Annotated in this window: 20 protein-coding genes, 1 tRNA gene and 1 pseudogene; 7 read left to right on the top strand and 15 right to left on the bottom strand. The window is 71.9% G+C overall.

The window, feature by feature from the left end:
* Positions 1–99 precede the first annotated feature (99 nt).
* Both LRS74_RS06670 and LRS74_RS06665 read left to right on the top strand, forming a co-directional pair.
* Entirely contained in the window at positions 100–1,461 is a 1,362-nt protein-coding gene (locus LRS74_RS06670; protein WP_277744627.1) for an amino acid permease, read from the top strand.
* A 243-nt stretch (positions 1,462–1,704) separates the two neighbouring features.
* A complete protein-coding gene (locus tag LRS74_RS06665) occupies positions 1,705–2,103 on the top strand; it encodes a nuclear transport factor 2 family protein (protein ID WP_277740124.1) in 399 nt (132 codons plus the stop codon).
* On the opposite strand, the gene LRS74_RS06660 is transcribed toward LRS74_RS06665, so the two are convergent.
* A complete protein-coding gene (locus LRS74_RS06660) occupies positions 2,093–2,911 on the bottom strand; it encodes a helix-turn-helix transcriptional regulator (protein ID WP_277740123.1) in 819 nt (272 codons plus the stop codon). The two genes, LRS74_RS06665 and LRS74_RS06660, sit on opposite strands and share 11 nt — an antisense overlap.
* Before the next feature lie 137 nt (positions 2,912–3,048).
* Here LRS74_RS06660 and LRS74_RS06655 point away from each other — a divergent pair, with 137 nt between their 5' ends.
* Together LRS74_RS06655 and LRS74_RS06650 are read left to right on the top strand one after the other, a co-directional pair.
* On the top strand, positions 3,049–3,351 hold the full coding sequence (locus LRS74_RS06655) for a 4a-hydroxytetrahydrobiopterin dehydratase (RefSeq protein WP_277740122.1): 303 nt from the start codon (positions 3,049–3,051) through the stop codon (positions 3,349–3,351).
* A gap of 210 nt (positions 3,352–3,561) precedes the next feature.
* Entirely contained in the window at positions 3,562–4,476 is a 915-nt protein-coding gene (locus LRS74_RS06650; RefSeq protein WP_277740121.1) for a methyltransferase domain-containing protein, read from the top strand.
* A 241-nt stretch (positions 4,477–4,717) separates the two neighbouring features.
* On the opposite strand, the gene LRS74_RS06645 is transcribed toward LRS74_RS06650, so the two are convergent.
* The 8 genes from LRS74_RS06645 to LRS74_RS06610 form a co-directional block, all read right to left on the bottom strand.
* Positions 4,718–5,695: a LysR family transcriptional regulator gene (locus LRS74_RS06645; protein WP_277740120.1), complete on the bottom strand. Its 978-nt coding sequence runs from the start codon at positions 5,693–5,695 to the stop codon at positions 4,718–4,720.
* Positions 5,696–5,887: 192 nt separating this feature from the next.
* On the bottom strand, positions 5,888–6,721 hold the full coding sequence (locus LRS74_RS06640) for an aldo/keto reductase (protein ID WP_277740119.1): 834 nt from the start codon (positions 6,719–6,721) through the stop codon (positions 5,888–5,890).
* Between the two features lie 104 nt (positions 6,722–6,825).
* Positions 6,826–7,854 (bottom strand): effector-associated domain EAD1-containing protein, encoded by a 1,029-nt coding sequence (locus LRS74_RS06635; RefSeq protein WP_277740118.1) that lies wholly within the window; start codon positions 7,852–7,854, stop codon positions 6,826–6,828.
* Between the two features lie 50 nt (positions 7,855–7,904).
* Positions 7,905–8,615, bottom strand: a complete 711-nt coding sequence (locus LRS74_RS06630; RefSeq protein WP_277740117.1) for a hypothetical protein — start codon at positions 8,613–8,615, stop codon at positions 7,905–7,907.
* Between the two features lie 20 nt (positions 8,616–8,635).
* On the bottom strand, positions 8,636–10,474 hold the full coding sequence (locus LRS74_RS06625; RefSeq protein WP_277740116.1) for an AMP-dependent synthetase/ligase: 1,839 nt from the start codon (positions 10,472–10,474) through the stop codon (positions 8,636–8,638).
* Positions 10,475–10,903: 429 nt separating this feature from the next.
* Positions 10,904–12,844, bottom strand: coding sequence for a sialidase family protein (locus tag LRS74_RS06620; protein WP_277740115.1), 1,941 nt, complete (start codon positions 12,842–12,844; stop codon positions 10,904–10,906).
* Between the two features lie 199 nt (positions 12,845–13,043).
* Positions 13,044–13,568 (bottom strand): GNAT family N-acetyltransferase, encoded by a 525-nt coding sequence (locus tag LRS74_RS06615; RefSeq protein ID WP_277744626.1) that lies wholly within the window; start codon positions 13,566–13,568, stop codon positions 13,044–13,046.
* Between the two features lie 23 nt (positions 13,569–13,591).
* On the bottom strand, positions 13,592–14,521 hold the full coding sequence (locus tag LRS74_RS06610) for a zinc-binding dehydrogenase (RefSeq protein WP_277740114.1): 930 nt from the start codon (positions 14,519–14,521) through the stop codon (positions 13,592–13,594).
* 86 nt (positions 14,522–14,607) lie between these two features.
* On the opposite strand from LRS74_RS06610, the gene LRS74_RS06605 reads away from it, so the two are divergent.
* Complete coding sequence (locus tag LRS74_RS06605) at positions 14,608–15,084, top strand: MarR family winged helix-turn-helix transcriptional regulator (RefSeq protein ID WP_277740113.1); 477 nt, start codon at positions 14,608–14,610, stop codon at positions 15,082–15,084.
* Positions 15,085–15,726: 642 nt separating this feature from the next.
* On the opposite strand, the pseudogene LRS74_RS06600 reads toward LRS74_RS06605, so the two are convergent.
* The 3 genes and pseudogenes from LRS74_RS06600 to LRS74_RS06590 form a co-directional block, all read right to left on the bottom strand.
* Positions 15,727–16,080 (bottom strand): annotated as a pseudogene (locus LRS74_RS06600) (MerR family transcriptional regulator); the annotation flags it as partial.
* Between the two features lie 307 nt (positions 16,081–16,387).
* Entirely contained in the window at positions 16,388–16,822 is a 435-nt protein-coding gene (locus LRS74_RS06595; protein ID WP_277740112.1) for a hypothetical protein, read from the bottom strand.
* Positions 16,823–16,841: 19 nt separating this feature from the next.
* Complete coding sequence (locus LRS74_RS06590) at positions 16,842–18,671, bottom strand: matrixin family metalloprotease (protein ID WP_277740111.1); 1,830 nt, start codon at positions 18,669–18,671, stop codon at positions 16,842–16,844.
* A gap of 668 nt (positions 18,672–19,339) precedes the next feature.
* On the opposite strand from LRS74_RS06590, the gene LRS74_RS06585 reads away from it, so the two are divergent.
* Together LRS74_RS06585 and LRS74_RS06580 are read left to right on the top strand one after the other, a co-directional pair.
* The gene (locus LRS74_RS06585) at positions 19,340–19,474 is read left to right on the top strand and encodes a hypothetical protein (protein ID WP_277740110.1); all 135 of its coding nucleotides are present in this window, start codon (positions 19,340–19,342) and stop codon (positions 19,472–19,474) included.
* Positions 19,468–20,475: a hypothetical protein gene (locus tag LRS74_RS06580; RefSeq protein ID WP_277740109.1), complete on the top strand. Its 1,008-nt coding sequence runs from the start codon at positions 19,468–19,470 to the stop codon at positions 20,473–20,475. Before LRS74_RS06585 ends, LRS74_RS06580 begins: the two co-directional genes overlap by 7 nt.
* 20 nt (positions 20,476–20,495) lie before the next feature.
* Here LRS74_RS06580 and LRS74_RS06575 read toward each other — a convergent pair whose 3' ends face one another.
* From LRS74_RS06575 to LRS74_RS06565, 3 genes are all read right to left on the bottom strand, one after another.
* Positions 20,496–21,695, bottom strand: a complete 1,200-nt coding sequence (locus LRS74_RS06575; protein ID WP_277740108.1) for a transcriptional regulator — start codon at positions 21,693–21,695, stop codon at positions 20,496–20,498.
* A gap of 416 nt (positions 21,696–22,111) precedes the next feature.
* Positions 22,112–23,596, bottom strand: a complete 1,485-nt coding sequence (locus LRS74_RS06570) for an HNH endonuclease (protein ID WP_277740107.1) — start codon at positions 23,594–23,596, stop codon at positions 22,112–22,114.
* Between the two features lie 188 nt (positions 23,597–23,784).
* Positions 23,785–23,872 (bottom strand) — tRNA-Leu (locus LRS74_RS06565).
* Positions 23,873–24,113: the final 241 nt, after the last annotated feature.

Here is a 24,113-nt window from a genome sequence, read left to right as displayed (position 1 = left end):
CGTCACTCCGGCCCGTCCCCCGTCGACGACCTCGACGGCGGCGCCGCGGGCCCCAGCCACACCCGCCGCTTCGGCCTGCCGACCGCGACCGCGCTCGTCATGGGCAACATCATCGGAGGCGGCATCTTCCTGCTGCCGGCCGCCGTCGCCCCGTACGGCACCGTCAGCCTGCTGGCCTTCGCGGTCCTGACCGTCGGCGCCATCGCCCTCGCCCTCGTCTTCGGCGGGCTGGCGCGGCGCGATCCGCGCACCGGCGGCCCCTATGTCTACGCGCGTGCCGCCTTCGGTGACTTCGCGGGATTCCTCTCCGCCTGGTCGTTCTGGACCATGGCCTGGGTGAGCAACGCGGGCCTCGCCTTCGTCGGCGTCGGCTACATCGACGTGCTCATCGACGGCGAGATGTCCAAGGGCGTCAAGCTCGCCGTGGCGCTGCTCGTGGTGTGGCTGCCCGCCCTGGCGAACCTCGCCGGGACCCGCTGGGTGGGCGTCGTGCAGCTGATCTCCACCATCCTGAAGTTCGTCCCGCTGCTCTTCGTCGCCGTCGTCGGACTCTTCTTCTTCGACGCCGACAACCTCGGCTCCTTCAACGAGAGCGGCGGCAGCGCGCTCGGCGGCCTGTCCGCCTCGGCCGCCCTGCTGCTCTACAGCTACGTCGGCGTGGAGTCGGCCGCGATGAGCGCGGGCGAGGTGCGCGATCCCGAGCGCAACGTCGGCCGGGCCAGCGTCCTGGGCACCATCGGCGCCGCCGTCGTCTACCTGCTGGGCACCCTCGCCGTCTTCGGCACCGTGGCCCACGACGACCTGGTCAACTCCAGCGCGCCGTTCTCCGACGCCGTCAACGCCATGTTCGGTGGCACCTGGGGCGGCACGCTGATCGCCGCCGCCGCGGTGATCTCCATCCTCGGCGCGCTGAACGGCTGGACGCTGATGAGCGCCCAGGCCCCGTACGCCGCCGCGAAGGACGGCCTCTTCCCCGAGTTCTTCGCCGTCAAGCGGCGCGGAGTGCCCACCACCGGCGTGCTGGTCGGCGCCGTCCTGGCCTCGCTGCTCACCATCGTCAACTACAGCTCGGCCTCGGACCGGGTCTTCGAGGTGCTGGTGCTGATCACCACCTTCTCGGCGACCGTCCCGTACCTGCTCGCCTCCGGCGCCCAGCTCTACTTCCTGCTGGCGGGACGCGGCGCCGAGGTGCGCACCGGCCGCTTCGTGTGGGACACCGCCCTGGCCCTCACCGGCTTCGGCTTCTCCTTCTGGCTGGTCGCCGGCGCCGGCTACGCGGCGGTCTACCAGGGCTCGCTGTTCCTCTTCGCCGGTGTGCTCGTCTACGCCTGGCTGGCCGCCCGTCGTAAGTCGGCCGCCGCGGCCGCCGAGCGGGCCGCCGAGCCCGCGACCGCCCCGGCGGCCGGGAGCGCCGCGCCGGCCTCCGACGCCTCGGCCGAACTGGCCGACAGCGTGTCCTGACCGCCCGACGGCTCACTCCATGAGCGCTGCCGCACCCCGCCCGTGCACCGCACGGCGGACCGCGGCAGCGCTCATGCGTTCCCGGGAGACCAACGGAGGCACGGCGCAGCCCCATTACCCCACAGGTAATCGACCACGGTCGGCGTCCGCGGCATCGTGAAGGCATCGGGTTCCGGGCCGGCGCACTCCGGTCCGGGACCCGGGTCCGACCAGTGCCGACGTCCAGTCGAGGAGATCGCCGCCATGTCGCAGTCCCAGCCGCAGTCGCAGTCGCCGTACGCCGCCGCCGTCGCCCGCTACTTCGAGGCGTGGAACGCGACGGAGGGGACCGACCAGCTCGCCGAGGCCGTCGCGGCCGCCTGGGTCGAGGACGGTTCCTACACCGACCCGCTCGCCGACGTCAGCGGCCACGCGCGGCTGGCGGCCGTGATCGCCGGGGCCCAGGAGCAGTTCCCCGGCTTCGTCTTCCGGCAGACCGGGGACGTGGACGGGCACCACGACACGGCCCGCTTCGGCTGGGAGCTGGTGTCGGTGGCGGACCCGGCCGTGGCGCCGGTGGCCGGGTTCGACGTCATCACGCTGGCCGAGGACGGCCGGATACGCTCCGTGCTCGGCTTCCTGGACCGCGTCCCTACGGCCTGAGCCGGGCCGCCCGCGCCAGATAGGCGCTCGTCTCCGAGTCGGCCGGCAGGAACGTCTCGATGGCCAGCTCGGAGACGGTCACGTCCATCGGGGTGTTGAAGGTGGCGATGGTGGAGACGAAGGACAACACCCGCCCGTCATGCTCGATCACCATCGGCAGGGCGAAGGGCGGGTACTCCGCGGCACCCGGAGCCTCCGCCGCGTCCGGCTCCGACTCCGGCGGCAGCGGATACGCGCTGACCTCGTCGTAGAGCGCGCGCAGCGGGGCGGAGCGCAGCAGCGCCAGCTGGCGGTCCATCTGCGACAGCAGATCGGCGCGCCAGGCGCGCAGATTGCGGATGCGGGGCGCCATGCCCTCCGGGTGGAGGGTGAGGCGCATCGCGTTCAGCGGGGGCGTGATCAGGTGTTCCGCCACGCCTTCCAGGAACATCCCGACGCTCCGGTTGGCCGCCACGATGTCGTACGTGCCGTCGACGACGAGCGCGGGATACGGCTCGTAGCCGGTCAGCAACTGCTCCACGCAGGTCCGCAGGGGCTCCATCTCGGGGGCGTCCAGCGCGGTGTCCGGGTAGTGCGGTGCGTAACCGGCGGCGATCAGCAGCGCGTTGCGCTCGCGCACCGGCACGTCGAGGTGGTCCGCCAGGCGCAGCACCATCTCCTGGCTGGGCCGGGAACGACCGGTCTCGATGAAGCTGATGTGGCGGGCGGAGGAGTCGGCGCGCAGCGCCAGCTCCAGTTGGCTGATCCGGCGCCGGTCCCGCCATTCGCGGAGCAGCGCGCCCACGCCCGGAGCGGTGGCAGTCGTCATGCCCCGACCGTAACCGAACACGCTTCGGTGCCCGAGCGGGACAGCGGTGGCGCGTGGCACGCTGGAGCTCCGGCGACCGTACGCCACCGGCCACCGCCACCCCCTCCGCCCGCGCGCGACGAAGGAGCTGATGCGCCATGGCAGTCGAACCGCTCTCACACAAGGAGATCGAGGAGCGCCTGGAGGATCTCCCCGGCTGGTCGGTCGAGGGCGACCAGATCACCCGCACCTACACCTACGTGAGCCACCTGGACGCGGCCGACGCCGTCGGGCGGATCGCCCGGGTGCAGGACGAGCTGAACCACCACTCCGATCTGGCGCTCGGCTACACCACCCTCACCGTCTCGGTGAACACCCACAGCGTCGGCGGCAAGGTGACCGCCCTCGACTTCGAGCTCGCGCACCGGATCCAGGAGGTCGCCACCGGAGCCGCCGCCTAGCGGTCGGGTCCGTCGCCCGGCCGTCGGTCGCCCGGCCGTCGGATCCGTCGCCCGCTCGCGCGGCTCGCCGGTCGGCCGCCGTCCCGCCCACCACCGCGCCGGCGGCCGTGCGGTTTGCCGAACCAGCAAAGATCCTTGCCGCCCGGGTCGGTGCCCGGAGACGCTTCGGGCACACCGACACGGACCCCACGGCCTCAGGGAGGGCGCGCGATGAGCGGCCATCACCACCACCACCATCACCACGACACCCACCGCGGCGGCGGCACCGGCTCCGCCGACATCGACTGGGCGGTCATGGCCCCGCTCATCGAGGCGAACGGCGAGGTGCACGCGCCCGCCACCGAGCAGGCGGCGCACTGGCTGTGTGAGCGCCTCGGCGACGCCTCCGAAGTCCACGACGTGTGGGACGTGGGCAGCGGGCCCGGCGTGGCCGCCGGCCTGTTCGCCCAGGTCTTCCCGAGCGCCGCGGTGCTGGCCGTGGACGGCGAGGAAGCCCTGCTGGAACGGGCCCGCGCCCGCGCGGCCCGACTCGGCGTCGGCGACCGCCTGCGCACCCTGACCGCCGACCTCCCCGACGGGCTGGTCGACGCGGGCGCCGCCGACCTCATCTGGTCCAGCAAGGCGCTGCACCACCTGGGCGACCAGACAGGCGCCGTCGCCCGGCTCGCCGACCACCTGCGCCCCGGCGGCCTGCTCGCCGTCGCCGAGGGCGGGCTGCCCGCACGGTGTCTGCCCCGCGACTTCGGCATCGGACGACCGGGGCTCCAGGCCCGGCTCGACGCGGTCGTCGAGGACTGGTTCACCGAGATGCGGGCAGCGTTGCCCGACGTCCGGACCACCGTCGAGGACTGGCCGGCGATGCTCGCGGCCGCGGGCCTGACCGACCTGCGCAGCCGCACCTTCCTCCTGGACCTGCCCGCGCCCCTGCCCGCCGCCGCCCGCGACTATCTGCACGCCCAACTCGTCCGGCTGCGCGAGACCGTCGCCGAGAACCTCGACGCCGAGGACCGCGCCACCCTCGACCGGCTCGTCGACCCGGACGACAAGGACGGCATCCTGCTCCGCCCCGACGCCTTCCTGCTGTCGGCCCAGACGGTGCACACGGGACGACGGGCCGTCGTCTGACGGGTGGTCGGCGGTGCCCGGGGAGGGCGCCGCCGCCCGGGGAGGGGCGGCGGCGCCAGTCCACGTCGGCCGGGGTCGGACCCGCCGCCCCCGGCCGCCCGAGCGGGCGGTGGCGAGGGCGGGACCATGGGCGACGGGTACGCCCCGGCTGGGGGGTGGCAGCGCCAACGTAGCGCCGCCCACCGACGACGTGGACCCTGTCAGCTCCCCCCTGTCGCGGCGTTATGGCGCCCGGCCGCGTTCACCCGTCGGAAGCCCCCGTTCCGAAGCGGTCCGGGAGCGGCCGGGCCGCCAGCCAGCGGGCGTACACCTCGTTGCGCCGCACCGCGTCGGCGTGGGCGGTGCGGGCGTGGCCGAGGACGGCCGGGGCGGTGTCCGCGGCGGGGGAGTCGGGATGCCAGCCGATGAGGTGACGCCAGCTCAGCGGGGCGCCGGCCAGCGGGCGGGTCACCACGCCCGGAGTGGGCGGGAAGGTGGCGCGGCAGAGCCCGACGGCGCGCCCGACCTGCACCAGGTGCACACAGGACGCGGTGTCGGTCTCGAAGACCGACATCGGGGTGAAGCCGGCACGGGCGCACGCGGTGGCGAAACAGTCGGCGAAGCAGCCCTCGCCCGGCACATCGGTCCACGACTCCCCGGCGAGGGCGCCCAGCTCCAACTCCGGTTCGTCGCGGAGCGGATGGTCCTCGCTGAGCATCACGAACACCGGGTCGGTGCCCACGGTGTGCCAGCTCAGCTGGTCCGCGGCGGGTGGCGGCGCCTGCCCGCAGGTGCCGATGAGCGCGAAGTCCAGCCGTCCCTCGACGACCATCGCGCTGATCTCCCGCACGGACCAGGAGGTGTAGGTGGAGACGGGCGCCGAGGGGTGGGCGGTGGCGAGGCGGTCGACCAGCCCGCCCAGCAGCGGGCCGTGGGTGGCGCCGAGCCGGAACCGCTCGATCTGGGCGCAGGCGTTGGCGAACCGCACCGCCTCCTCCTGGAGCTCGCGCACCGCGGGCAGCAGCACCCGCGCTCGCTCCAGCACCAGCTCGCCGAGCGCCGTGGGGCGAGCGCCGTTGCGGTCGCGGTGGAAGAGCGGGCCGCCGAGCGCCCGTTCGATGCGCTTGAGCTGCGTACTGAGCGCGGGTTGGGCGAAGCCGAGCTGTGCGGCGGCCTTGGTGAGGCTGCCCGCGTCCGCTATCGCCCGGACCGTTCTGAGGTGCCGCAACTCCAGATCCATGGGCGCAAGCTATGGCGGCCCGGCGGCACCGGCAATACACCTGCACGGTGTTACCGGCGCCGCTCGGCGATACCCGCGCCACAGCACCCCGACACCCATGCCCGGCACTCCGACAGCGGCGCCGTGGCGCGCTCCGGAGCTACGCCGTTGACACCCCGGCGCTCACGCCACGGCGGGCACACCGCCCCGGGCTCAGGCCATGTCGAAGGTCTCCGGGTCCGGACCCAGCCGGGTGCCCGACTCCAGCGCGGCGACGGCCGACAGGTCGTCCTCGTCCAGCGCGAAGTCGAAGATGTCGATGTTCTCCGCGATCCGCGACGGCGTCACGGACTTCGGGATCGCCACATGGCCCGACTGGATGTGCCAGCGCAGCACCACCTGGGCCGGGGTCTTCTCGTGCTTCTGTCCGATCGCCGCCAGCACCGGGGCGTCGAGCAGGTCCTTGCCCTGGCCCAGCGGGGACCATGCCTCGGTCGCGATGTCGTGCCGGGCGTTGAAGGCGCGGACCTCGGCCTGCTGGAGCCGCGGGTGCAGCTCCACCTGGTCCAGCGCCGGCACCACCGAGGTCTCGGCCAGCAGCCGCTCGAGGTGGGCCGGGTGGAAGTTGGAGACGCCGATGGCCCTGGCCCGGCCCTCGGCGTAGACCTTCTCGAGTGCCTTCCAGGTCTCCACGTAGCGGTCCTGGGAGGGGACCGGCCAGTGGATCAGATACAGATCCACATGGTCGAGGCCGAGCTTGTCGAGCGAGGTGTCGAAGGCGCGGAGGGTCGCGTCGTACCCCTGGTCGGAGTTCCACAGCTTGGTGGTCACGAACAGCTCGTCGCGCGGAATGCCGGACTGGGCGATCGCCTGGCCCGTGCCTTCCTCGTTCTCGTAGATCGCGGCGGTGTCGATGCTGCGGTACCCCACCTCCAGCGCGGTGCCGACCGCCCTGGCCGCCTCGTCGTCCGGGATCTGCCAGACGCCGTAGCCGAGCTGCGGCATCCGGACGCCGTTGTTGAGGGTGATGAAGGGGACCTTGCTCACGAGCAGTCGATCCTAACGTCGGGATACAGGGTGCTTTCGACATCGTCAACGGTCGACCGGGGCGCCGCATTCCCGGCTCGGCCGCGCGGGGGCGGACCCGGGCCTCAGCCCGGCGCGTCCCACCCCCGCACCACCAGGTTCTCCCGCAGCTCCACGCCGTAGTCGTCGCCCAGGGCGGCCGCGGCCTGGTCCGCCGCGACCCGTGCGGCGTCGTGGAGCGCCGGCACCCGGTCGAGCAGGCCGTACAGCGCGGCCGCGTAGGCCACCGCCGCCTCGTCGTCCAGCTCGCCACGGTGGGCGACCACCACCCGGGCCACCTCGGTGAAGGCCGCGGCGAGCGGCCCGGTGTGGCAGGCCGCGAGCACCACGCCGCGCAGCCGGACCCCGGCGTGGCACCGGTAGGAGCGCAGCAGCCGCACCACGGAGTCCGCGGGCACCCGGTGCGCGCCGCCGAAGGCGTCCTCGAAGACGAGGTGCGCGTCCTCGCCGTGACAGATCAGATGCAGCACCTCCGGCCGCAGGTCGAGGATCCGCTGGAGGTCGGTGACGTTGGCCGCCGGGCTGTGGTGCACCGAGAACCCGACGCGGGCGGCCGCGGCCTCGATGGCGCGCGCCTCCCGCGCCGCCCGCAGCGGGTCACGGCCGTGCGGGCTGGCCCCGGCCACCAGGACGCTGCCGATCGGCTGTGGCCCGCCCACCGCGGCCCCGCCCGAGGGGGCGGCGGCCCCCGATCCCCGGGCGCCGTCGGACCGCGCGGGCTCCCGGGACCCGCCGGCCCCGTCGGACGCCCCGAACCCCCCGCCGCCGGCCGCCTCCCCGCCGGCCGTTCCGCTCGGCGGCGCGGCCCCCGCCCCGTCGACCGCCGCGCGGAACAGCGGGTGGTACGGGTAGCGGTCGAGGGCCGCCTTCAGCACGCGTAACCGCCCGTGCGCCACGGCCCCCGCCGCGAGCGGCTCCGCGACGGCGTACCAGAACTCCTCCGCCGTGACGCCGATCGGGCTGGGCAGCAGGTCGGCGGGGAAGCCCGCCTTGCGGAGCAGCGACCTGGCGGCCGGCCCGGGACCGAAGGCCCGGGCGAGCGCGGTGATCTCCTCCGCCGTCAACTCCGTCGTGTCGTCGTCCGCGCCCGCCATCGGGTCACCCGTCCTCTCTCCGCGGCCCCGCGCCTCTCGGGGTAGCCGTACTACAACTCCACCGACAGCCGCAGCGGATCGGGGATCTCCTCCCGGTAGCGCCGCAGCAGATGGCCCCGGCGCACCGAGGCCCCGACGCCGACCGCCACCCGGGTCACCACCCTGGCCGGGGCCCGCACCACCATCGCCAGCCGGTAGCCGCCGGCGATCGGGACCGTGCGGGTGTGCCGGATCTCCCAGCCGGGGTCGGAGCGCAGCTCGCGCAGCGCCTCGACGCAGACCCGGCCGCGCTGGGTGGTGCGGCTGTGGCCGACGAAGGCCAGTTGCGGGCCGAGCTGGAGGTTGGTGGTGGCCTGCACCGTCTCGGTGACCTGTTGCGGTGTCATGGACCAGGCCACCGGCGGGAAGGCGGCCCCTGCCTCGGCGGAGAGCGTCAGATCGACGTTCACCGTGTGCAGGTCGGGCAGGGAGCGCGGGGTGGCTCCGGAGCCGCCCGGCGGCGCCTGGGTGGCGCAGGTGAGGGAGAGGTGCAGCAGATGGTAGACGGCGGCGCCGGCCTCCGACGCCACGAATGCCTTCAACTCCGGGTCCTCGCTGACGAACTCGGTGGTCACCGGCACCGACAGCGGCCCGCCGAGCACGATCCGCCCGGCCAGCGGCTCGGGCCGGTTCCGCTGCGGGTCCCCAGGGCCGCGAGTCATGTCCTCGGAGACCATGGTCAGTTCACGCTGGTCAAGTGTGGGGAGGACGATGTCGATCATTTCCGTTGCCCCCTTGCGGCTCAGAGGCGCCTCACATCCTTGTAGAGCGCCTCGACTTCGACGGCGTACGCCTGCTCGATAGCGCTGCGCTTCAGCTTCAACGACGGCGTCAGGAGACCATGCTCCTCTGTGAACGGTGCGGCAAGTATGCGAAACGTACGGATGGATTCCGCCGGCGAGACAGAGGTGTTGGCCGCGACCACCGCGCGCCGTATCTCCGTCTCCAGTTCCCGGTCCCGTACCAGGTCGGCGGGGGGCGGAGCGGCCTTCCCGCGCATCCACAGCCAGTGGGAGACCGCCTCCGCGTCCAGGGTGACCAGGGCCGCGACGTACGGGCGGTCGTTGCCGACCAGGAAGCACTGGTGGACCAGCGGGTGGGCGCGCACCCGCTCCTCCAGGGCCGCCGGGGAGACCGTCTTGCCGCCCGAGGTGACCAGCACGTCCTTCTTCCGGCCGGTGATGGTGAGATAGCCGTCCTCGTCCAGGGCGCCGAGGTCGCCGGTGGCCAGCCAGCCGTCGCGCAACACGGTGTCGGTGGCCTTCGGGTCGCCGAGGTAGCCGGTGAAGACCTGGTCGCCGCGCAGCCAGATCTCACCGTCGTCGGCGATGCGCACGCCGGTACCGGGGATCGGCACGCCCACCGTCCCGTACCGGGTCCGCTCCGGCGGGTTGGCGGTCGCGGCGGCGGTGGTCTCGGTCAGCCCGTAGCCCTCGTAGATGGTGATGCCGGCACCGGCGAAGAACAGACCGAGGCGCCGGTCCATCGCCGAACCGCCGGACATCGCGTGCCGCACCCGGCCGCCCAGGGTCTCGCGGACCTTGCCGTACACCAGCTTGTCGAACAGCTGGTGTTGGACGCGCAGCGCGGCGCCGGGCCCCGGCCCGGTGCCGAACGCCTTGGCCTCCTGTGCCTCCGCGTACCGCACCGCCACGTCCACGGCCTTCTCGAAGGGCCCCACCCGGTCCTCGGTCTCGGCCCGTCTCCGAGCGGCGGCGAAGACCTTCTCGAAGATGTACGGGACGGCCAGCACGAAGGTGGGCCGGAAGGACCGCAGGTCGGGCAGGAGGGCGGCGGCGTGGAGGTCCGGCTGGTGGGCCAGCTTCACCCGGCCGCGCACCGCCGCGACCTGCACCATCCGTCCGAAGACATGCGCGAGGGGGAGGAAGAGCAGGGTGGCGGCCTCGTCGCCGGGCTTGGTGTGGAAGACGTCCCGGTAGCGGGCGACGATGTTGTCGCACTCGGCCATCAGGTTGGCGTGCGAGATGACGCAGCCGCGCGGCCGGCCCGTGGTGCCCGAGGTGTAGATGATCGTCGCCGGTGTGTTCGGGGTCATCGCCATCCGGTGCCGGTCCACCACCGTGTCGTCGACGGAGGCGCCGGCGACCAGCAGTTCGTCCAGCGCCCCCGCGTCCAGCTGCCACAGCCGCTTCAGTCGGGGCAGCCGGTCGATCACCGAACCCACCGTCATCGCGTGGTCCTCGTGCTCCACCAGGCACGCCGAGGTGCCGGTGTCGTGCAGCATCCAGAAGACCTGCTCGGCGGAGGCGGTGGGGTACATCGGGACCGACTGGGCGCCGATCGTCCAGATCGCGAAGTCGAACAGCGTCCACTCGTAGCGGGTGCGGGACATGATCGCGACCCGGTCGCCGAACCGTACGCCCTGGGCGAGGAGTCCCTTCGCCAGCGCCAGCACCTCGTCGCGGAACGTGCCCGAGGTGACGTCAGCCCAGCGGCCGTCCTCCGTCCGCCGCCCGAGCGCCACCCGGTCCGGATCGCTCGCCGCGTGCTCGAACACGGCATCCGCCAGACCTCCCACCTGGCACGCCGTCGTCAACGGCGGGACGGTGATCTCGCGCAATGCCCGCTCCTCGCAGCCGTTCCGGGCCCGTGACCGTACCCGATCAGACGCCACCGCGGGAGGGGTGTCCCGTTACGCAACGTAGAACTCGCGCTCCCGTGCGCCGGGATAAAGCAGGCACTCCTGTACACCGCGGACGTCGAAGCCCAGGCGAGCCCCGGCGCCCCACGCGCTCTCCGGCCTTTCCCCACCGAAGCTCCGCGGATGCGGACGGGTGTCGCTGCGGCTCCACGCGGGGCTCCGGTGCAGCGCACGGGCCTGGGGCCAGCGCTCGGCCCCGGCACAGCGTGCGGCCCCGTCGGGATCGCCGCGGTGAGGCGTCCGCCGCCTGCCGGGTGGCCGGGCCGGGGCACGGCGAGGGGCGGGCCCCGCGGCCTACCGCCGCCGGGGCCCGCCCCGTGAAGCCGTCCTACCGGTCCGGTCGCCGCGCTACGTCGCCGCCGCAGGCTGTACCGAGTCCAGCGGCAGCCGCAGGACGACCGCGCTGTCATCGTCCAACGAGGAGTTGAACTCGCGGACTTGGCGCAGCTCGGTGTCGGACAGCGCCCGGCTGTACACCCGGACCTCGTCCAGCGCGCCGGTGAGGTGGGACCGGCTGTCGACGCCCTGGCCCAGGTGGATGCCGAACGGCGAGGTGCGGCTCACCGTGCCGGGAGCGTCGAGTACCGATATGGCCGGCGTGCCGTCCACCGCGATGCTGAGTCTGCCTCCCGTGCGCTGCACCGCGAGATGGTGCCAGTCCCCGTCGTTGTGCGCCTCGGGGGTGCTGATGGAGGCGCTGCGCGGCGCGGTGGTGCCGCTGACCGCCGTGATCAGGGCGCGCACCCGGCTGTTGGAGGGCTCGCCGCGCACCCAGATCTGCGGCTGTCGGTTGCCGACGCCGCCGATCCACAGGAACGGATGGTGTCCGGAGGCGGCGGAGTAGCGGAACCACAGGCTCACGGTGAAGTCCCCGGTCCCCAGCGGCAGGGTGTCGCGGAACGGCAGTCGCGCCGCGTCGTCCGTGCCGTCGAAGGCCAGGGCCTTGCCGAACTGCCCGTTGGTCTGGGCCGGCTCGCCGAGCACCTTCGCGGCGCGGGCGCCCGGCGCCCGGTCGGCGGTGGAGCCGTCGGGGCCGCGGCGCGGTCCCAGCCAGTCCTCGGTGAAGCGCGCGAAACGGATCTCGTCCCGCGCGTCGACCGTGCCGCCCTCGTACATCAGCCCGACCTCGTCGGCGGAGATGGCCACCATGTCGGAGTAGCCGGACCAGTCCTGGGTCACCACCTTGCCGCGGTCGACGCTGTCCCAGGTGCTCGCCTCGTCCCAGGAGGAACGGATCATCATGGTGCGGCGCCGGTCCGGATCGGCGGGGGCGGAGAAGAGCAACCTGCTGTAGCCGTCCTCCGCCTTGCTGCGCAGACGGATGATCGACCCCTGCACCTGCGGGGTGTAGAGGTCGGGGATGGCGCGGAAGGGGCCGGCGAAGGAGACGCCGCCGTCACGGCTGACGGTCCAGTCGCGGTGTCCGAGGTCGGTGCCGTCCTGCTCCCGGCCGCTCACGTAGATGGAGCCGTCCTCCCGCTCCACCATGGTCAGCTCGGAGGGTTTCTGACGGAACGAGCCGTCGTGGGAGATCGCCCAGGTGTCCACGGCGCCGATCTTCCAGTTGTCCCCGCCGTCGTCGCTGTAGACGAGCGCGGCGTGGTTCTGGGTCACCCGCGAACCGTCGTACGTCTCGGTGTTGACGCCGAAGACCAGCCGCCCCTTGTGGGCGCCGCGGGTCAGCTGGATGCCGTGCACGGGACCGGTGGCGTACCAGGAGTTCCAGTCCCGCGGCATGATCGAATCGCTCAGGTCGCGTGGTGCGGACCAGCTCTCCCCGTCGTCGTCGCTGTACTGGAAGTGCGGCACGCGGTCACAGGGCACCTCGCAGCTCTGTGAGTCGTCGCGGCCGGTGTTGTACGTGGTGGCGAGTACGATCCGGCCGGTGCGGGTGTCGACGATGGGGGCGGGGTTGCCATGGGTGTCGCCGTCGCCCTCGTCGATCACCTGAATCGGGCCCCAGGTCCGCCCGCCGTCGGTGGAGCGCTTGAGGACCAGGTCGATGTCGCCGGCGTCGCCGCAGTTGTCCACCCGGCCCTCCGCGAAGGCCAGGAGGGTCCCCTTGGTGGTCTTGACGATCGCGGGGATGCGGAAGCAGGAATACCCCCGTTCCTGGGAAGCCTTGAAGAGGACCTCCTGCTGGAAGCCGAGACGGGCCGCGGACGCCGAATCGTTCGCGTCCACGGCCCGTACCGGAATCGGAGTGAGGGCGAGCACCGCGGCGGCGAGTATCGCCCATGCACGGCGTCGCCATGGTCTTCTGAAGTGTGCACGAAGATCTGACGTCATGTCCGACCGACCCTTCAAAGACATCTGGACATCATGACATCCCACGTCTGGAGCGCGCTGTGCAGAAGTCTCCCGTTTCCCCTCGGGGCCTACAAGGACCGTGCGTCACATTTCCATAGAAATAGGCCGGTTGGGTGAGGGGCGTGAGAGGCCGTCGACGGGGCTGTGCCAGAGGTCTCCCCGGTGCCGCGACGGCGTGTCAGCTCGTCGGGGCCGACTCCTCGGGACGCCACGCGTAGCGGATGTCGGGCTCGCGCTCCTCGTTGCCGTGGCCGTCGGTCCGTAGGACCTCGGTGAAGCCGTGTCGCTCGTAGAACCGCTGTGCCGGAACGTTGACCTGAAAGGTCCACAGCTCCAGACCCGCCGGTCGGCGCCGCTTGGCCAGCTCCATGAACCGGTCGCCGAGCCCCCGGCCGCGCCACCGCGGGTCGAGGTAGAGCTGGTCCAGCTCCCGTTCGCCGGTGAGGACCAGCACGCCGACGACGGCGTCGCCGGCGACCGCCACCCAGGTCTCGTGGTCGGGCACGACCACGCGCCGGAACCACTCCCGCACCGCCTCGTCGGAGTGGGCCCTGCGCACGCTCGGCAGCGCCGCGCCGTAGGAGCGCAGCCACACCTCCGCGGCCGCCTCGCTGTCGGCGGCCTCGGCCCGGCGTAGTACGGCGTGGTCGGCGGCCCCGGCTCCCGTGGCGTGGGCGGGGCTCGCGGCGGCGGTGCTGTCCATGGCGGGGATGTCGGTCATGGTGGTCAGGGTATGAGGACGACCTTGCCGAGGTTCGCCCGGGACTCGATGATCTCGTGCGCCGCGGCGGCCTCGGCGAGCGGGAGTCGGACGTGCACCGCGGGGCGCAGCCGGCCCTCGGCGAAGAGCGTCCACAACTCCCGGCGCCACGACTCCATCAGCGCGGGCCGGGTCGCGGCGATCCTGGCCATCTGGAATCCGGTCACCGTCCTGCCGCCGACCAGGAGGTCGTAAGCCGAGACCGTGCCGCCGCCCGAGCTGTAGGCCACCAGCCGCCCGCCGGGCGCGAGTGCGGCCACCGCCGGGGCCAGCAACTCCCCGCCGACCGCGTCCAGCACGATGTCCACCGGCTCCCCCCAGGACGCGTCCTCGTACGTCACCACCTCGTCGGCGCCCAGCGAGCGCAGGAACTCCGCCTTGGCCGCGGAGCCGGCGGCGGCCACCACCCGGGCCGCGCCGCGCTCCTTCGCCAACTGCACGGCGAGGTGCCCGACTCCGCTCGCCGCGCCCGTGACCAGCACCGACTCGCCCGGCTCCGGGCGCGCCGCGGCGTGGGCGCCCGACGCCACCAGCCCGCCGCGGACCAGGGCGACCGCGTCCACCGCCGAGGCGCCGTCGGGGACCGGGGTGGCCATCGCGGCCGCCACGACGCACTCTTCCGCATAGGAGTCGCGGAAGCAGAGCGCGGTGACCCGGTCGCCGACCGCGAAGCCGGCGACCTCGGGTCCGACGGCGACGACGCGCCCGGCCACCTCGCCGCCGAGCGCCCCGGGCAGCGGTAGTCCGCCGTCCCGCACCTTGCGCACCGTCGGCAGCGTGACCCCGATCGCCTCATTGGCTATCAGCAGCTCGCCCGGGCCGGGCCGAGGCGCCTCGACCTCCTCGACGCGCAGCACCTCGGGACCGCCGTACTCGAAAAAGCGAACACGACGCATGAGCACCTCCTGGAATCGTTGGGTGCCCCAACGGTAAGCCGGGAATCATTGGGAAGTCCAATGGTTTCCCCGGTAGGGTGGTGCCCATGGCCGAGACTCCCTTCGCTCCCGCCCGGATCCGCGCGCTCCCCAGCTGGCTGCTGGGCCGCGCGGCCGCCCGCGGCCACCGGCTGGTCGCCGAGGCGCTGGCCCGCGAGGGCATGCGGATGACCCATCACGCGGTCTTGTCGGCGGTCGCCGAACGCGGCCCCATCTCGCAGGCGGCTCTCGGCCGCAGCCTGAGCATCGACCCGAAGGACATGGTCGGCATCGTCTCCGACCTGGTCGCCGACGGGCTGGTCACCCGCGGACCCGACCCCAACGACCGGCGCAAGAACGCCATCGCCCTCTCCGCCGAGGGCGAGCGGCGGCTGCGCCGCACCGAACGGCTGGGCGACGAGGCCAACGACGAGCTCACCGCCCGCCTCACACCGGCCGAGCGCGATCAACTCATCGCCCTGCTCACCCGCATCGTGGAGCCGGGGGAGCGCTGCGCCGGGCCCGGTGGGGCGTCTGTCTCCTAGAGGGTGCCGGGTGCGGCGCGCGTTTGTGAGGGGGCGGCGCCCGTTTCTGAGGGGGTGCCGGGTGTGGTGCCCGTTTCCGATGGGGGCCGGTGCGGAGCCGGCCTCTTGCGGGTGCCGTGCGGTGCCGGCCTCCTAGCGGGTGCCGGGTGCGGCGTCCGTTACGAGGGGGCCCGGGAGCGGTGCCGGTTTTCGAGGGGCACGGTGTGGTGCCGGCCTCCTGCCGGGTGCCGGCGGCACCGTCACGCCCCCGTCCGGCTTCCCGGCCCCGCCGGGTGCCGGGTGTGGTGCCGGCCGCGGGGTGCTCGGGGCGGCACCCTTCACCGGTGGCAGCCCTCGCCGCCGCGCCTGGGGTCCGCGTTCCGTGCCCTGCGCGGTGCGGCGCCCGCGCCCAGTGGCCGCTGTCGCCCGCGCGGTGCCGCGTACCGTGCCCTGTCCGGGTGCTGCTCCGTCCGGTGGCCGGTGGGTCGGCCGGTGCGGGGCCTAGCCGGCGGAGGCCGTGGCCGCGACGGCGGGGGCGGCCGCCACGAGCGCCGGCCCGTCGGGGGCGACCCCCGCGAGGGTCAGCCCGTCCGCGGTGGGCGGCGTGACGGACCGTTCGCCGCGGGTGGCCGCCTCGGCGGGCCGCCCGGCGGACGCCGCCCCGGCGGCCTGCCCGGCCGTGATCACCGTGTCCAGCAGCGCCCGCGAGGTCTGGAGTTCCTGGATGGCCGCGGTCATCCGGGCCCGCTCGTCCCTCAGTTGCGCCAGCAGGTCGGGGCAGACAGGGACCAGCCGCTCGCCGTCGTCCCGGACGCAGGGCAGCACGCGGGCGATGGTGGCGGTCGACAGGCCGGCGGCGAGCAGGGCCCGGATGCGGTGTACGGCGTCGACATCCGTATCGCGGTAGTCGCGGTACCCGCTCGGCAGCCGCTCCGGGCGCAACAACCCCTGCTGCTCGTAGTAGCGCAGCAGCCGCTCGTTCACGCCGGTGCGCCGGGACAGCTCGCCGATCCTCATGGTGCTCCCCTCATGACCGCGTGCCGTGGACTCGGATGCGGATGTCCTCCGCGGCTGGCCACACACGCATGTCAGGCATGGATGTCTGACATGGACGTCAGGCATGGCGTCAGGAGCGAGTGTCGCACAGCGGGTTGTCGATGGTGGAGTAGCCGAGGGGGTTGCCGCGGTGGTGCCGGTAGGAGCCGCCGCGACGGAGCGGGGTGGTCTCGATGCCGAGGCCGTAACCCCGCTCGCTCGCCGGCTATGGGGTGGGTGCGCTGCGCCTCGGCCCACTCGGCGGGGTGCAGCAACCGCCCGGTGATCCTCAGGAGCGCATGTCGCCGCGCGGCATGTCCCGGGCGCCCGTGGCCGCCGCGCCCGCCGGCGCGGACCGCATGCCCCGCAGGTCCCCGTGCGGCATCTCCTGGTCCGCCTCGGGAACCCTGGCGGTCGCCGCCCAGGGCGCCATGTCCCCGCGCGGCATCGCCTGCCGCCGCGTCTCCATGGCCGTGGTCTCCATGCCCCTGGCCTCCATGCCCCTGGCCTCCATGCCCGTGGTGTCCATGCCCGTGGTGCCCGCGGTCTCGCTGTCCGCGGCCCGCGTGCCCCCGGCTGCCATGCGCGGGGTCTTCATGCCCCCGGCTGGCATGCTCGGGGTCTCGATGCCCCCGGCCCTCGTGTCGGCCCGAGCCGCGGCCCGGGGCTCCATCCCACCCCGGGGCATCTCCCGCTCCCGCTGCTGCGCGTCCTGCGAAGTCATGGTCATCCTCCTGACCGCCCTAAGCGCTGGTCCGCCACTTGTGCCAGACGGCGTTGTCGAGGCCACGGGCGAAGATCTCCATGCGTCCGTCGGCGTTGCGTCCGACGGAGATGTCGCTGGTGATGCCTCCGCCGAGGGAGCTCCAGCCGGGTGACCAGCCGTTGCTGGGCACCACCTGCCATCTGTGCCAGACGGCGTTGTCGAGGCCGCGGGCGAAGATCTCCATGCGCCCGTCGACGTTGGTCCCCAGGGCGATGTTGCTGGTGATGCCCCCGCCGAGGGAGCTCCAGCCGGACCAGCCGCCGCCGGGGGAGACCTGCCACTTCTGCCATACCGCGCCGTCCAGCCCGCGGGCGAAGATCTCCAAGCGTCCGTCCGCGTTCTGCCCGACGGTGATCTCGCTGGTGATGCCCCCGCCGAGGGAGTCCCAGCCGGACCAGCCGCCGCTGGGCACCGCCTGACGCCTGTGCCATACCGCGCCGTCCAGTCCGCGGGCGAAGATCTCCATGCGTCCGTCGGCGTTGCGTCCGACGGCGATGTTGCTGGTGATGCCTCCGCCGAGGGAGTTCCAGCCGGGTGACCAACGGCCGTTCGGCGCCACCTGCCACTTGTGCCAGACGGCGTTGTCCAGTCCGCGGGCGAAGATCTCCATGCGTCCGTCCGCGTTGCGTCCGACGGCGATGTTGCTGGTGATGCCTCCGCCGAGGGAGTTCCAGCCGGGTGACCAGCCGCCGCTCGGCGCCACCTGCCACCTGTGCCAGACGGCGTTGTCGAGGCCGCCGGCGAAGATCTCCATACGCCCGTCCGCGTTCCGTCCGATCGCGATGTCCGTGGTGATCCCACCCTGGAGGGAGGCCCAGCCCGACCAACCGTCGTTCGGGACCATCTGCCAGTTGTGCCACACCGCGCGGTCCAGCCCGGCGGCGAAGATCTCCATGCGCCCGTCGGTATGACGTCCGACGGCGATGTCGCTGGTGACGCTGCCGCCCCGGGACTCCCAGCCAAACCACGCCTCCCTCGCCTCCCGGGTGCGGGCGACCTCCTGACGCCGAGCGCCGTCGGGGTACAGGCTGCGGACACCGTCGATGTCGTCCTGGGTGAGGGCCCTCTTCGTCGAATTCGAGCTGACCACCGGCAACATCACCGCCCCCGACGCGCTGGTGTGGGCCAGCCCGAGGATATGGCCGAGCTCGTGCAGCGCGACCGTCTCCACGTCGAAGGAGTTCACCGCGGCCCCGATGCTCCAGTTGTGCTCGGAGTCGTCGAAGTGGACGGGCTTCGGCAGACTGCCGTCGGTGACGACTCCGCATGCGGGCGGGAAGTCGGCGTGCGCGAGCGTGCCCCCGACCATACTCAGATCGGTGTCGCTGGCCGGTCGCCAGCCGATGAGGATGTCAGGGCTCTGGTCCTTCTCCACCTCGGTGAAGGTCAGCGGCGCGGCCGCCGCCCAGGTCTGGAACGCGTTCCGGACGGCGTCGAACTCCTGGTTCCCGGCCGCGTCGTCGGTCCCGGTGTCGAAGGCGAAGGTCAGGTCGGTCCTGGTCCAACCGCATGTGGTGACGGCCTCGATGCCGAGGCGCATGTCGGGCATGGCGCACCGGGGTTGGGTCATGGCATCCCGCGTGGCCTCGTCGAACTCGCCCGTGACGGTGAGCCCGTTGAACTCCTGGTACTTCTCCAGGGCGTGCGACGTCGTGCCGTCCACACGGTTGGCGCTGGATGACCCGGCGAGGTAGCCGAACCGCCGCAGGAAGTCCTGCACGCGCTCCAGACCTCGCGCTTCCTCGCCCACGCGCACGGTGGGCACACTGGCGATCTTGGGAAAAGCGACGACTGTTTCCGTGGCCATACCGGTCTCCTTGCACTGTCGTGGGTGTGCTTAGCGAAAGAAATCGGCACCGCGGAGACCGGAACGGGCGCTGAAGCCCGACGCCTCCCAGGCTGCGTCCGGGAGACCCCTGCCGCAACTCGGACGCCGTCGCAACCGCCGCAGGGCCGGTCGGGCGACACGGTCGCCGAGAGGAGGAGGACGGGGCCGTCACGCGGACGGCGGGGGTTCACGTTCAGCGGCCGGCCGGCCGTCGACCAGCCCGAGGGGCCGTCCCCGGGACCGGGACCGGGTGCGCCACCTCCGGGGCTGGGGCGGAGCCGAGGACCGCGCGCGCTGTCTCCAGGACTGGGCGGAGCCGAGGACCGCGTGGGCCTCACCGGGGCCGGGCGCCGAAGACGGCGTGGGCTGTCTCCGGGGCCGGGCGGATCCGAAGACGGCGTGGGCCGTCACCGGGGCCGGGCGGAGCCGAGGACCGCGTGCGCCTCGCCCGGACGCGGAGAGAGGCCGCCCCATCGGCGTGATCGGCGGGATCGGCGTGCTCCTGCCGCTCCGATACCGCCCGCCATCCGTGCGCGGCGCGGGCTCGTCACTCCTCGCGACACCCCTCAGATGAATCCGTTCGGGCACGTGCTGCGCCGCCGCGAGGATGCCCGGTCCGCACGTGCCCTCTGTGCTACACACGAATCATGTCGCGCCCGAGGATCCTCGTGCCGCTCTCCGCGGCCGGCGAGTGCCGCTCCGCGGACACCGCGCTCCGGCGGTTCCACGGGCGGAAGACGGAGCGCCCGGGCGGCCCCGTCCTCGACTCGGGGACGTGGTGAGCGTGCCGGGCACGGATCCCCAGGACACGGACGCGCTTCAGGACCCCGCCCTCACGCGGTCGCTGCTGAGGGCGGCGGCCGCGGACCCGCGGCACCTGCCCGAGCACCTCGCCGCCTTCGCCGTCCGACACATGGGCCCGTCCGCCGCGCGCTCGGTGGACCGGGTCGGCGAGGCGTACCCCGACGCCACCACGGCCGAACTCCGGGCCCGGGTACTCGGCCGCGGCAGACGCCGGGTCGTGACCGAAGGATCCTTCGTCGGCGGCCCCCTGGTGATCCTGATGCCGTTCGCGTTCTGTGCGGCGCTGCTCAGTCAGGCGCGTACCTGCCTGGAACTGGCCGCCCTCGACGGTCGGGACCCCACGGACCCCGTCCGGGGCGCCGAACTCCTGGTCCTCCAGGGGGTCTACGAGGACGTCGACCGGGCGCGGGCCGCGCTGTCGGAACTGCCGCTCCCCGGGAAGGGCGGAACGGCGGAAGGCCCCGAGGAGGGGGCGATCGGGCGACTCCGACGGCGTATGCCGGCCCTGTGGCGTCTCATCCTGCGGATGGCGCGCCTCCTAGGGCTGATCGTGCCGAAAAGCGAGCCGACGACGGGGAGAGCGGCGCGATGGCTGGCCCAGGCCGGACGGTACGCCCTGCTCGGCGCCGTGCTGCTGGTCGGGATGGTCGCCCCCCTCGTCTGGATCCCGTACCTCGGGCTGTCGTACAGCAGGGCCACCGATCGCCTGATGGACCGGGCCACCACCTTCTACTTCGGCGAGCCGGCCCCCGCCCGACCGAGGCGGGCCACAAAGCCCGACCCCGAGATGGTGGTGGCGGCTCTCAGAGCCGTCCTCTCGCTCCTGGTCCCCCTGGGCCTGATCTTCACGGTCCTCGTCGCCGACCTGCGGCTGGCGGGAAGCAACTGGCCGGTGCTGGGCATCGCCCTGACCGCGGCCTCCTTCGCGGTAGCAGCCGTATGGCAGTGGCGACGCCACCGAAGGCGCCGCACCGCCTGACGACGCCCCGGCGCGCGGTCTCAGGCCAGCAGCGAGGCAGGCATCACCATTCGTGCACGGTCGTTCAGTTCGCGGGCGGCGTGATTCTTCAGGTGTGGTCTGATCAGTTTCAGCATGCTGTGCATGCGCTGATCAGCCCTCCCTGATTGAACGAGCGGATAGTCGTCGAGTGCGCTGTGCCACGTGGCGCATGCTGCCTCCACATGCCCTATGGCGATTTGCCTTTCGGCTAAAATGGCGCGCTCTTTGACGCGAGTGCGCCGATAGATGTCATACCTCAATCGGTCTGACTGCTTCATCGCTTCGACTGCACCAGTCACATCACCAAGCTCATAGCGAACCTGACTGGTGTGATAACTCAAGGCCGCCGGATCATACGACCCGAATGCTCTCTGCTGCGATTCGGCCTTATCCATAGCGTGTTCGGCTTCACGAAGGTAGGTGAGAGCTTTGCTCTTTTCGCCGATCTGCGCTGACGCGTGTGCTTGCTGGCCGGCAAGAAATGCCCGCATCCGGGGACCGGCCTTGGGGGAAGCGGCAGCAGCGGCATCGGCAAGCCGCATCGCGGTCCTGCCATGCCTTAGATCAACTGCTTGAACGCTCATCCCCCGTAGCGTGGTGCAGTAGGTCAGATGATCCTCTGAGGCTCCAGCCAGTTCCAAAGCCTTCAAATAATACTGCTGGGCCAAGCCGTGCATACCTTCGTCGACTGCCATGTATCCCGTGAGGTAGCAGAGGTCCGACGCTGCGGACATCATTGCCTTACGGACTGCTTCCGTAGCGTCGGCCCGGAGGTATGGAGCCACCGTATTGACGAGGAATGCAGCGGCCATGGGGCGCGCATGTCGGCCACCGAACTGATCATCAAGCTCTGAGATCCGTTCGGTCATAGCCGCGACCGTATGGACGTCAGGCATTCCTATGCGCTGCACCTGCCCTGTCTGAATGGCTTCCATGCGGCCCACGACATCCGGCCAGTTGGGCACGGTCACCGCGACAGAGAAGAGGCTCACGCCCAGGACGCTGCGGCGCGACGGGTCCATGTCCTGCCTCCCCAAGCCGATCAAAGCCTCAACGGTACCCAGGCGTGTGTTCGAATCGTCGGCAGGCTGGGGGAACCCTGCCTCAGCGTGCGTGATCGGTCGGCCCAGCTTCCGGGCGAACGCCTCCAAGATCAGCGGTCGTGGCCACCAACACCTGGAGTTGATGACATGAACCACCCTGCGCTGGGAACACCACCTCGCCTGACGGCCGGCACGATGACGCGGCCCTGTTCGCAGGCACACGGTGGGTCACGCTGAACGCCGCCAGGCGCCGGGAAAGCAGAAAACCCCAGATCAACTGGGGTTCTTGCTGCTCCAGTACGGGCTCGCCTGGTAAGCCCCTCGTCGACGGTCGAGCCCGAGGACGGCTGGTGCTCCGGCTGGTGGTCCGACCGCTGGCGGGCCACCAGCTGCGTCCTGGTGGCGCCCCCCGTGTGCGGACCGGTGTCGGTCGTGGGATGCGATGTGCAGCGCCCGCAGCCGGCACCGGACCAGGGCCTCCGGAGGTTGGCCGGCACCCAGAGGAGGGAGAGTCGAGCGTCCCAACCATTCCGACAACGCATCACCGCGGCGCTTCGATATCCACGGACAGCTCACCGATACGTCTTCGGCGGACTCGCTTTCCACGCTCGGTCGAGGGAATTGTCCCAAGTGCCGTGCCGGTCGAAACTGGCGGCCCGGCAGCCACGGGACATGGGCGCCGCAGCGCTATGGCGCCAGGGAGCGTCCCCGATCCGAGCTATAGCGTGGCCGCAGTGCCGACAGACCGCGTGACCCGTCAACTCGTCAGCCAGCCTCTCGAATTGTGCGGTGCGGTCCGCCATCTCCTCTTCGATGCCTCGCAGAACCTCCTCGGCTCTCGAAGCCCCCGTCGAACCGATGATGTCGCGCACGAGTGCCGCCGCCTCGATCGCGATGTCGGCCCGCCGCGCGGCATCGACCAGGCTCTGCGCGCCACCGTTGTTTGACGACTTGCGCACCGTCCGGTCCGCCAATTCAACCGACGGACGGCTCGACACCGCTGGCCGATCATCGCCGACCTCGTGCTCCGCAGCCCCGTCTCTCAGGCGTCTGCGAGCCACTTCGAAGGCCCATGCCTCGGTGGATGCCTTCTTGGCGACGTTGAAGTGAGTGCTGGTCGCCGCGTCCATCACGGTGTGGAACTCGTCCATCAGCGCTCCCCAGTGGTGGCCGCCAGCGAAGTCTTCCGGGCGCCAGCCGTAGTGACGCACGAGTTCGTCCCGGACTCGGTCGAAATGGCGCAGGCTTTTCCGTACGGGTCCGGACGTCTCGATGTGAAGGCCGACGAGTTCCGCCTTTGCCAGCATCTCCGGCTGCACACCCTCCCACTTCATATGGCCGTCGCGTTCACATGCGTAGTCGACCCAGGACCAGAACGCCTCGGCGTCCGCGACATCGGGCGCCTCACGATGGTGGCGCGGGCAGAGGAGGGCGAAGTTTCGCACATCGTTGGAACCGCCGAGGGACTCCGGGACCACATGTGCTCTCTCCACCGGCGCCTGCCAGCAGATCAGGCAGATCGGCTCATCGAGACCGAGGTAGTCGGCAATGGCTCGGACGGGGGGTCTGGACCGGCGCTGGTCGGGGTGACCGTCCCGGTTGCGTACGCGCAGCTCGCGGTGGTCGTAGGCGTGTTCACGGCCGGGGTCTCGTATGTTCAGGACATCAGGGATGTTCTCACGTTGCGGCTCGGGGTTTCTCGCCTGGTAGAGCGGTGTGCTGATCTCCGTGAGATACGGGCTGAGGAATCCCAGCAGGAAGTCGTGGATGATCTCGAAGGCATCGGCGTCGTAGCCGCCGGCGGAATTGCGGTGCCCCTGGATGTCGAGGTAGAGGTGGCGCGGAGCGCCGGGACTCATCGCCGCGGCTTCCTTGAGGATGGAGAAGATGCGGGTGGCGCACTTGGTGAAGTCCTCCTCAACCCGCATGTCGTGATACAGCGCGATGCCCTTCGGCTTCGCATCGGCTCCCGGCCCCTCAGGAGGGGCTACGTTCCGCGTGGCCTCGGGTCGGGCTAAGAACCGAGCCGCCATCGGCTTCTGAGGGTTGTCGTCCATGGGCGCACAGTAGGCGCCGCCACTGACAGCCAGCGTTCGCGGTGCCTGATCCGGATGGCTACGGAGCCAGGCGACTCAGCCTGTCATCCCTGGTCTGACGAGGAAGTTCGCTCGCCTGTTGGTCACGTGGCTGTCGGTCGCGCCGCAGCCCAGAAACAGAAAAACCCCAGATCAACTGGGGTCTCTGCTGGTGTCCGAGGGGGGACTTGAACCCCCACGCCCGATAAAGGGCACTAGCACCTCAAGCTAGCGCGTCTGCCATTCCGCCACCCGGACTCAGGTGTGCTCCGCAGTGTTCCCCGCGGCGACATGGATAACGATACCAAGGTTTTGGAGTGCGTTTCACCTGCGTATCCGTCCGGGATGAGGCATAAAGCCGATTTATGGGAAGCCTGATCCAGGCTCCGTGGCGCCGGTGCGGCGCCACCGCGGCACCGCACGTTCCGGGTGGGGCCGGGAGCGTACGGTGCGCGGTCCGTAGCGGCATGGCGCCAGACGGTAGGGCCGCCGTATCCGG

This window comes from Streptomyces sp. LX-29 (assembly GCF_029541745.1).
In the GTDB taxonomy this organism is placed as follows: domain Bacteria; phylum Actinomycetota; class Actinomycetes; order Streptomycetales; family Streptomycetaceae; genus Streptomyces.
Note: the sequence above shows the minus strand (reverse complement) of the source record. Positions and strands in the feature narration are given on the sequence as shown.

Coding starts and splice junctions, on each gene's coding strand:
- LRS74_RS06670 (WP_277744627.1), top strand. CDS start 100: ATGGGCAACATCATCGGAGGCGGCATCTTCCTGCTGCCGGCCGCCGTC.
- LRS74_RS06665 (WP_277740124.1), top strand. CDS start 1,705: ATGTCGCAGTCCCAGCCGCAGTCGCAGTCGCCGTACGCCGCCGCCGTC.
- LRS74_RS06660 (WP_277740123.1), bottom strand. CDS start 2,911: ATGACGACTGCCACCGCTCCGGGCGTGGGCGCGCTGCTCCGCGAATGG.
- LRS74_RS06655 (WP_277740122.1), top strand. CDS start 3,049: ATGGCAGTCGAACCGCTCTCACACAAGGAGATCGAGGAGCGCCTGGAG.
- LRS74_RS06650 (WP_277740121.1), top strand. CDS start 3,562: ATGAGCGGCCATCACCACCACCACCATCACCACGACACCCACCGCGGC.
- LRS74_RS06645 (WP_277740120.1), bottom strand. CDS start 5,695: ATGGATCTGGAGTTGCGGCACCTCAGAACGGTCCGGGCGATAGCGGAC.
- LRS74_RS06635 (WP_277740118.1), bottom strand. CDS start 7,854: ATGGCGGGCGCGGACGACGACACGACGGAGTTGACGGCGGAGGAGATC.
- LRS74_RS06630 (WP_277740117.1), bottom strand. CDS start 8,615: ATGATCGACATCGTCCTCCCCACACTTGACCAGCGTGAACTGACCATG.
- LRS74_RS06620 (WP_277740115.1), bottom strand. CDS start 12,844: ATGACGTCAGATCTTCGTGCACACTTCAGAAGACCATGGCGACGCCGT.
- LRS74_RS06615 (WP_277744626.1), bottom strand. CDS start 13,568: ATGGACAGCACCGCCGCCGCGAGCCCCGCCCACGCCACGGGAGCCGGG.
- LRS74_RS06610 (WP_277740114.1), bottom strand. CDS start 14,521: ATGCGTCGTGTTCGCTTTTTCGAGTACGGCGGTCCCGAGGTGCTGCGC.
- LRS74_RS06605 (WP_277740113.1), top strand. CDS start 14,608: ATGGCCGAGACTCCCTTCGCTCCCGCCCGGATCCGCGCGCTCCCCAGC.
- LRS74_RS06595 (WP_277740112.1), bottom strand. CDS start 16,822: ATGACTTCGCAGGACGCGCAGCAGCGGGAGCGGGAGATGCCCCGGGGT.
- LRS74_RS06590 (WP_277740111.1), bottom strand. CDS start 18,671: ATGGCCACGGAAACAGTCGTCGCTTTTCCCAAGATCGCCAGTGTGCCC.
- LRS74_RS06585 (WP_277740110.1), top strand. CDS start 19,340: ATGTCGCGCCCGAGGATCCTCGTGCCGCTCTCCGCGGCCGGCGAGTGC.
- LRS74_RS06570 (WP_277740107.1), bottom strand. CDS start 23,596: ATGGACGACAACCCTCAGAAGCCGATGGCGGCTCGGTTCTTAGCCCGA.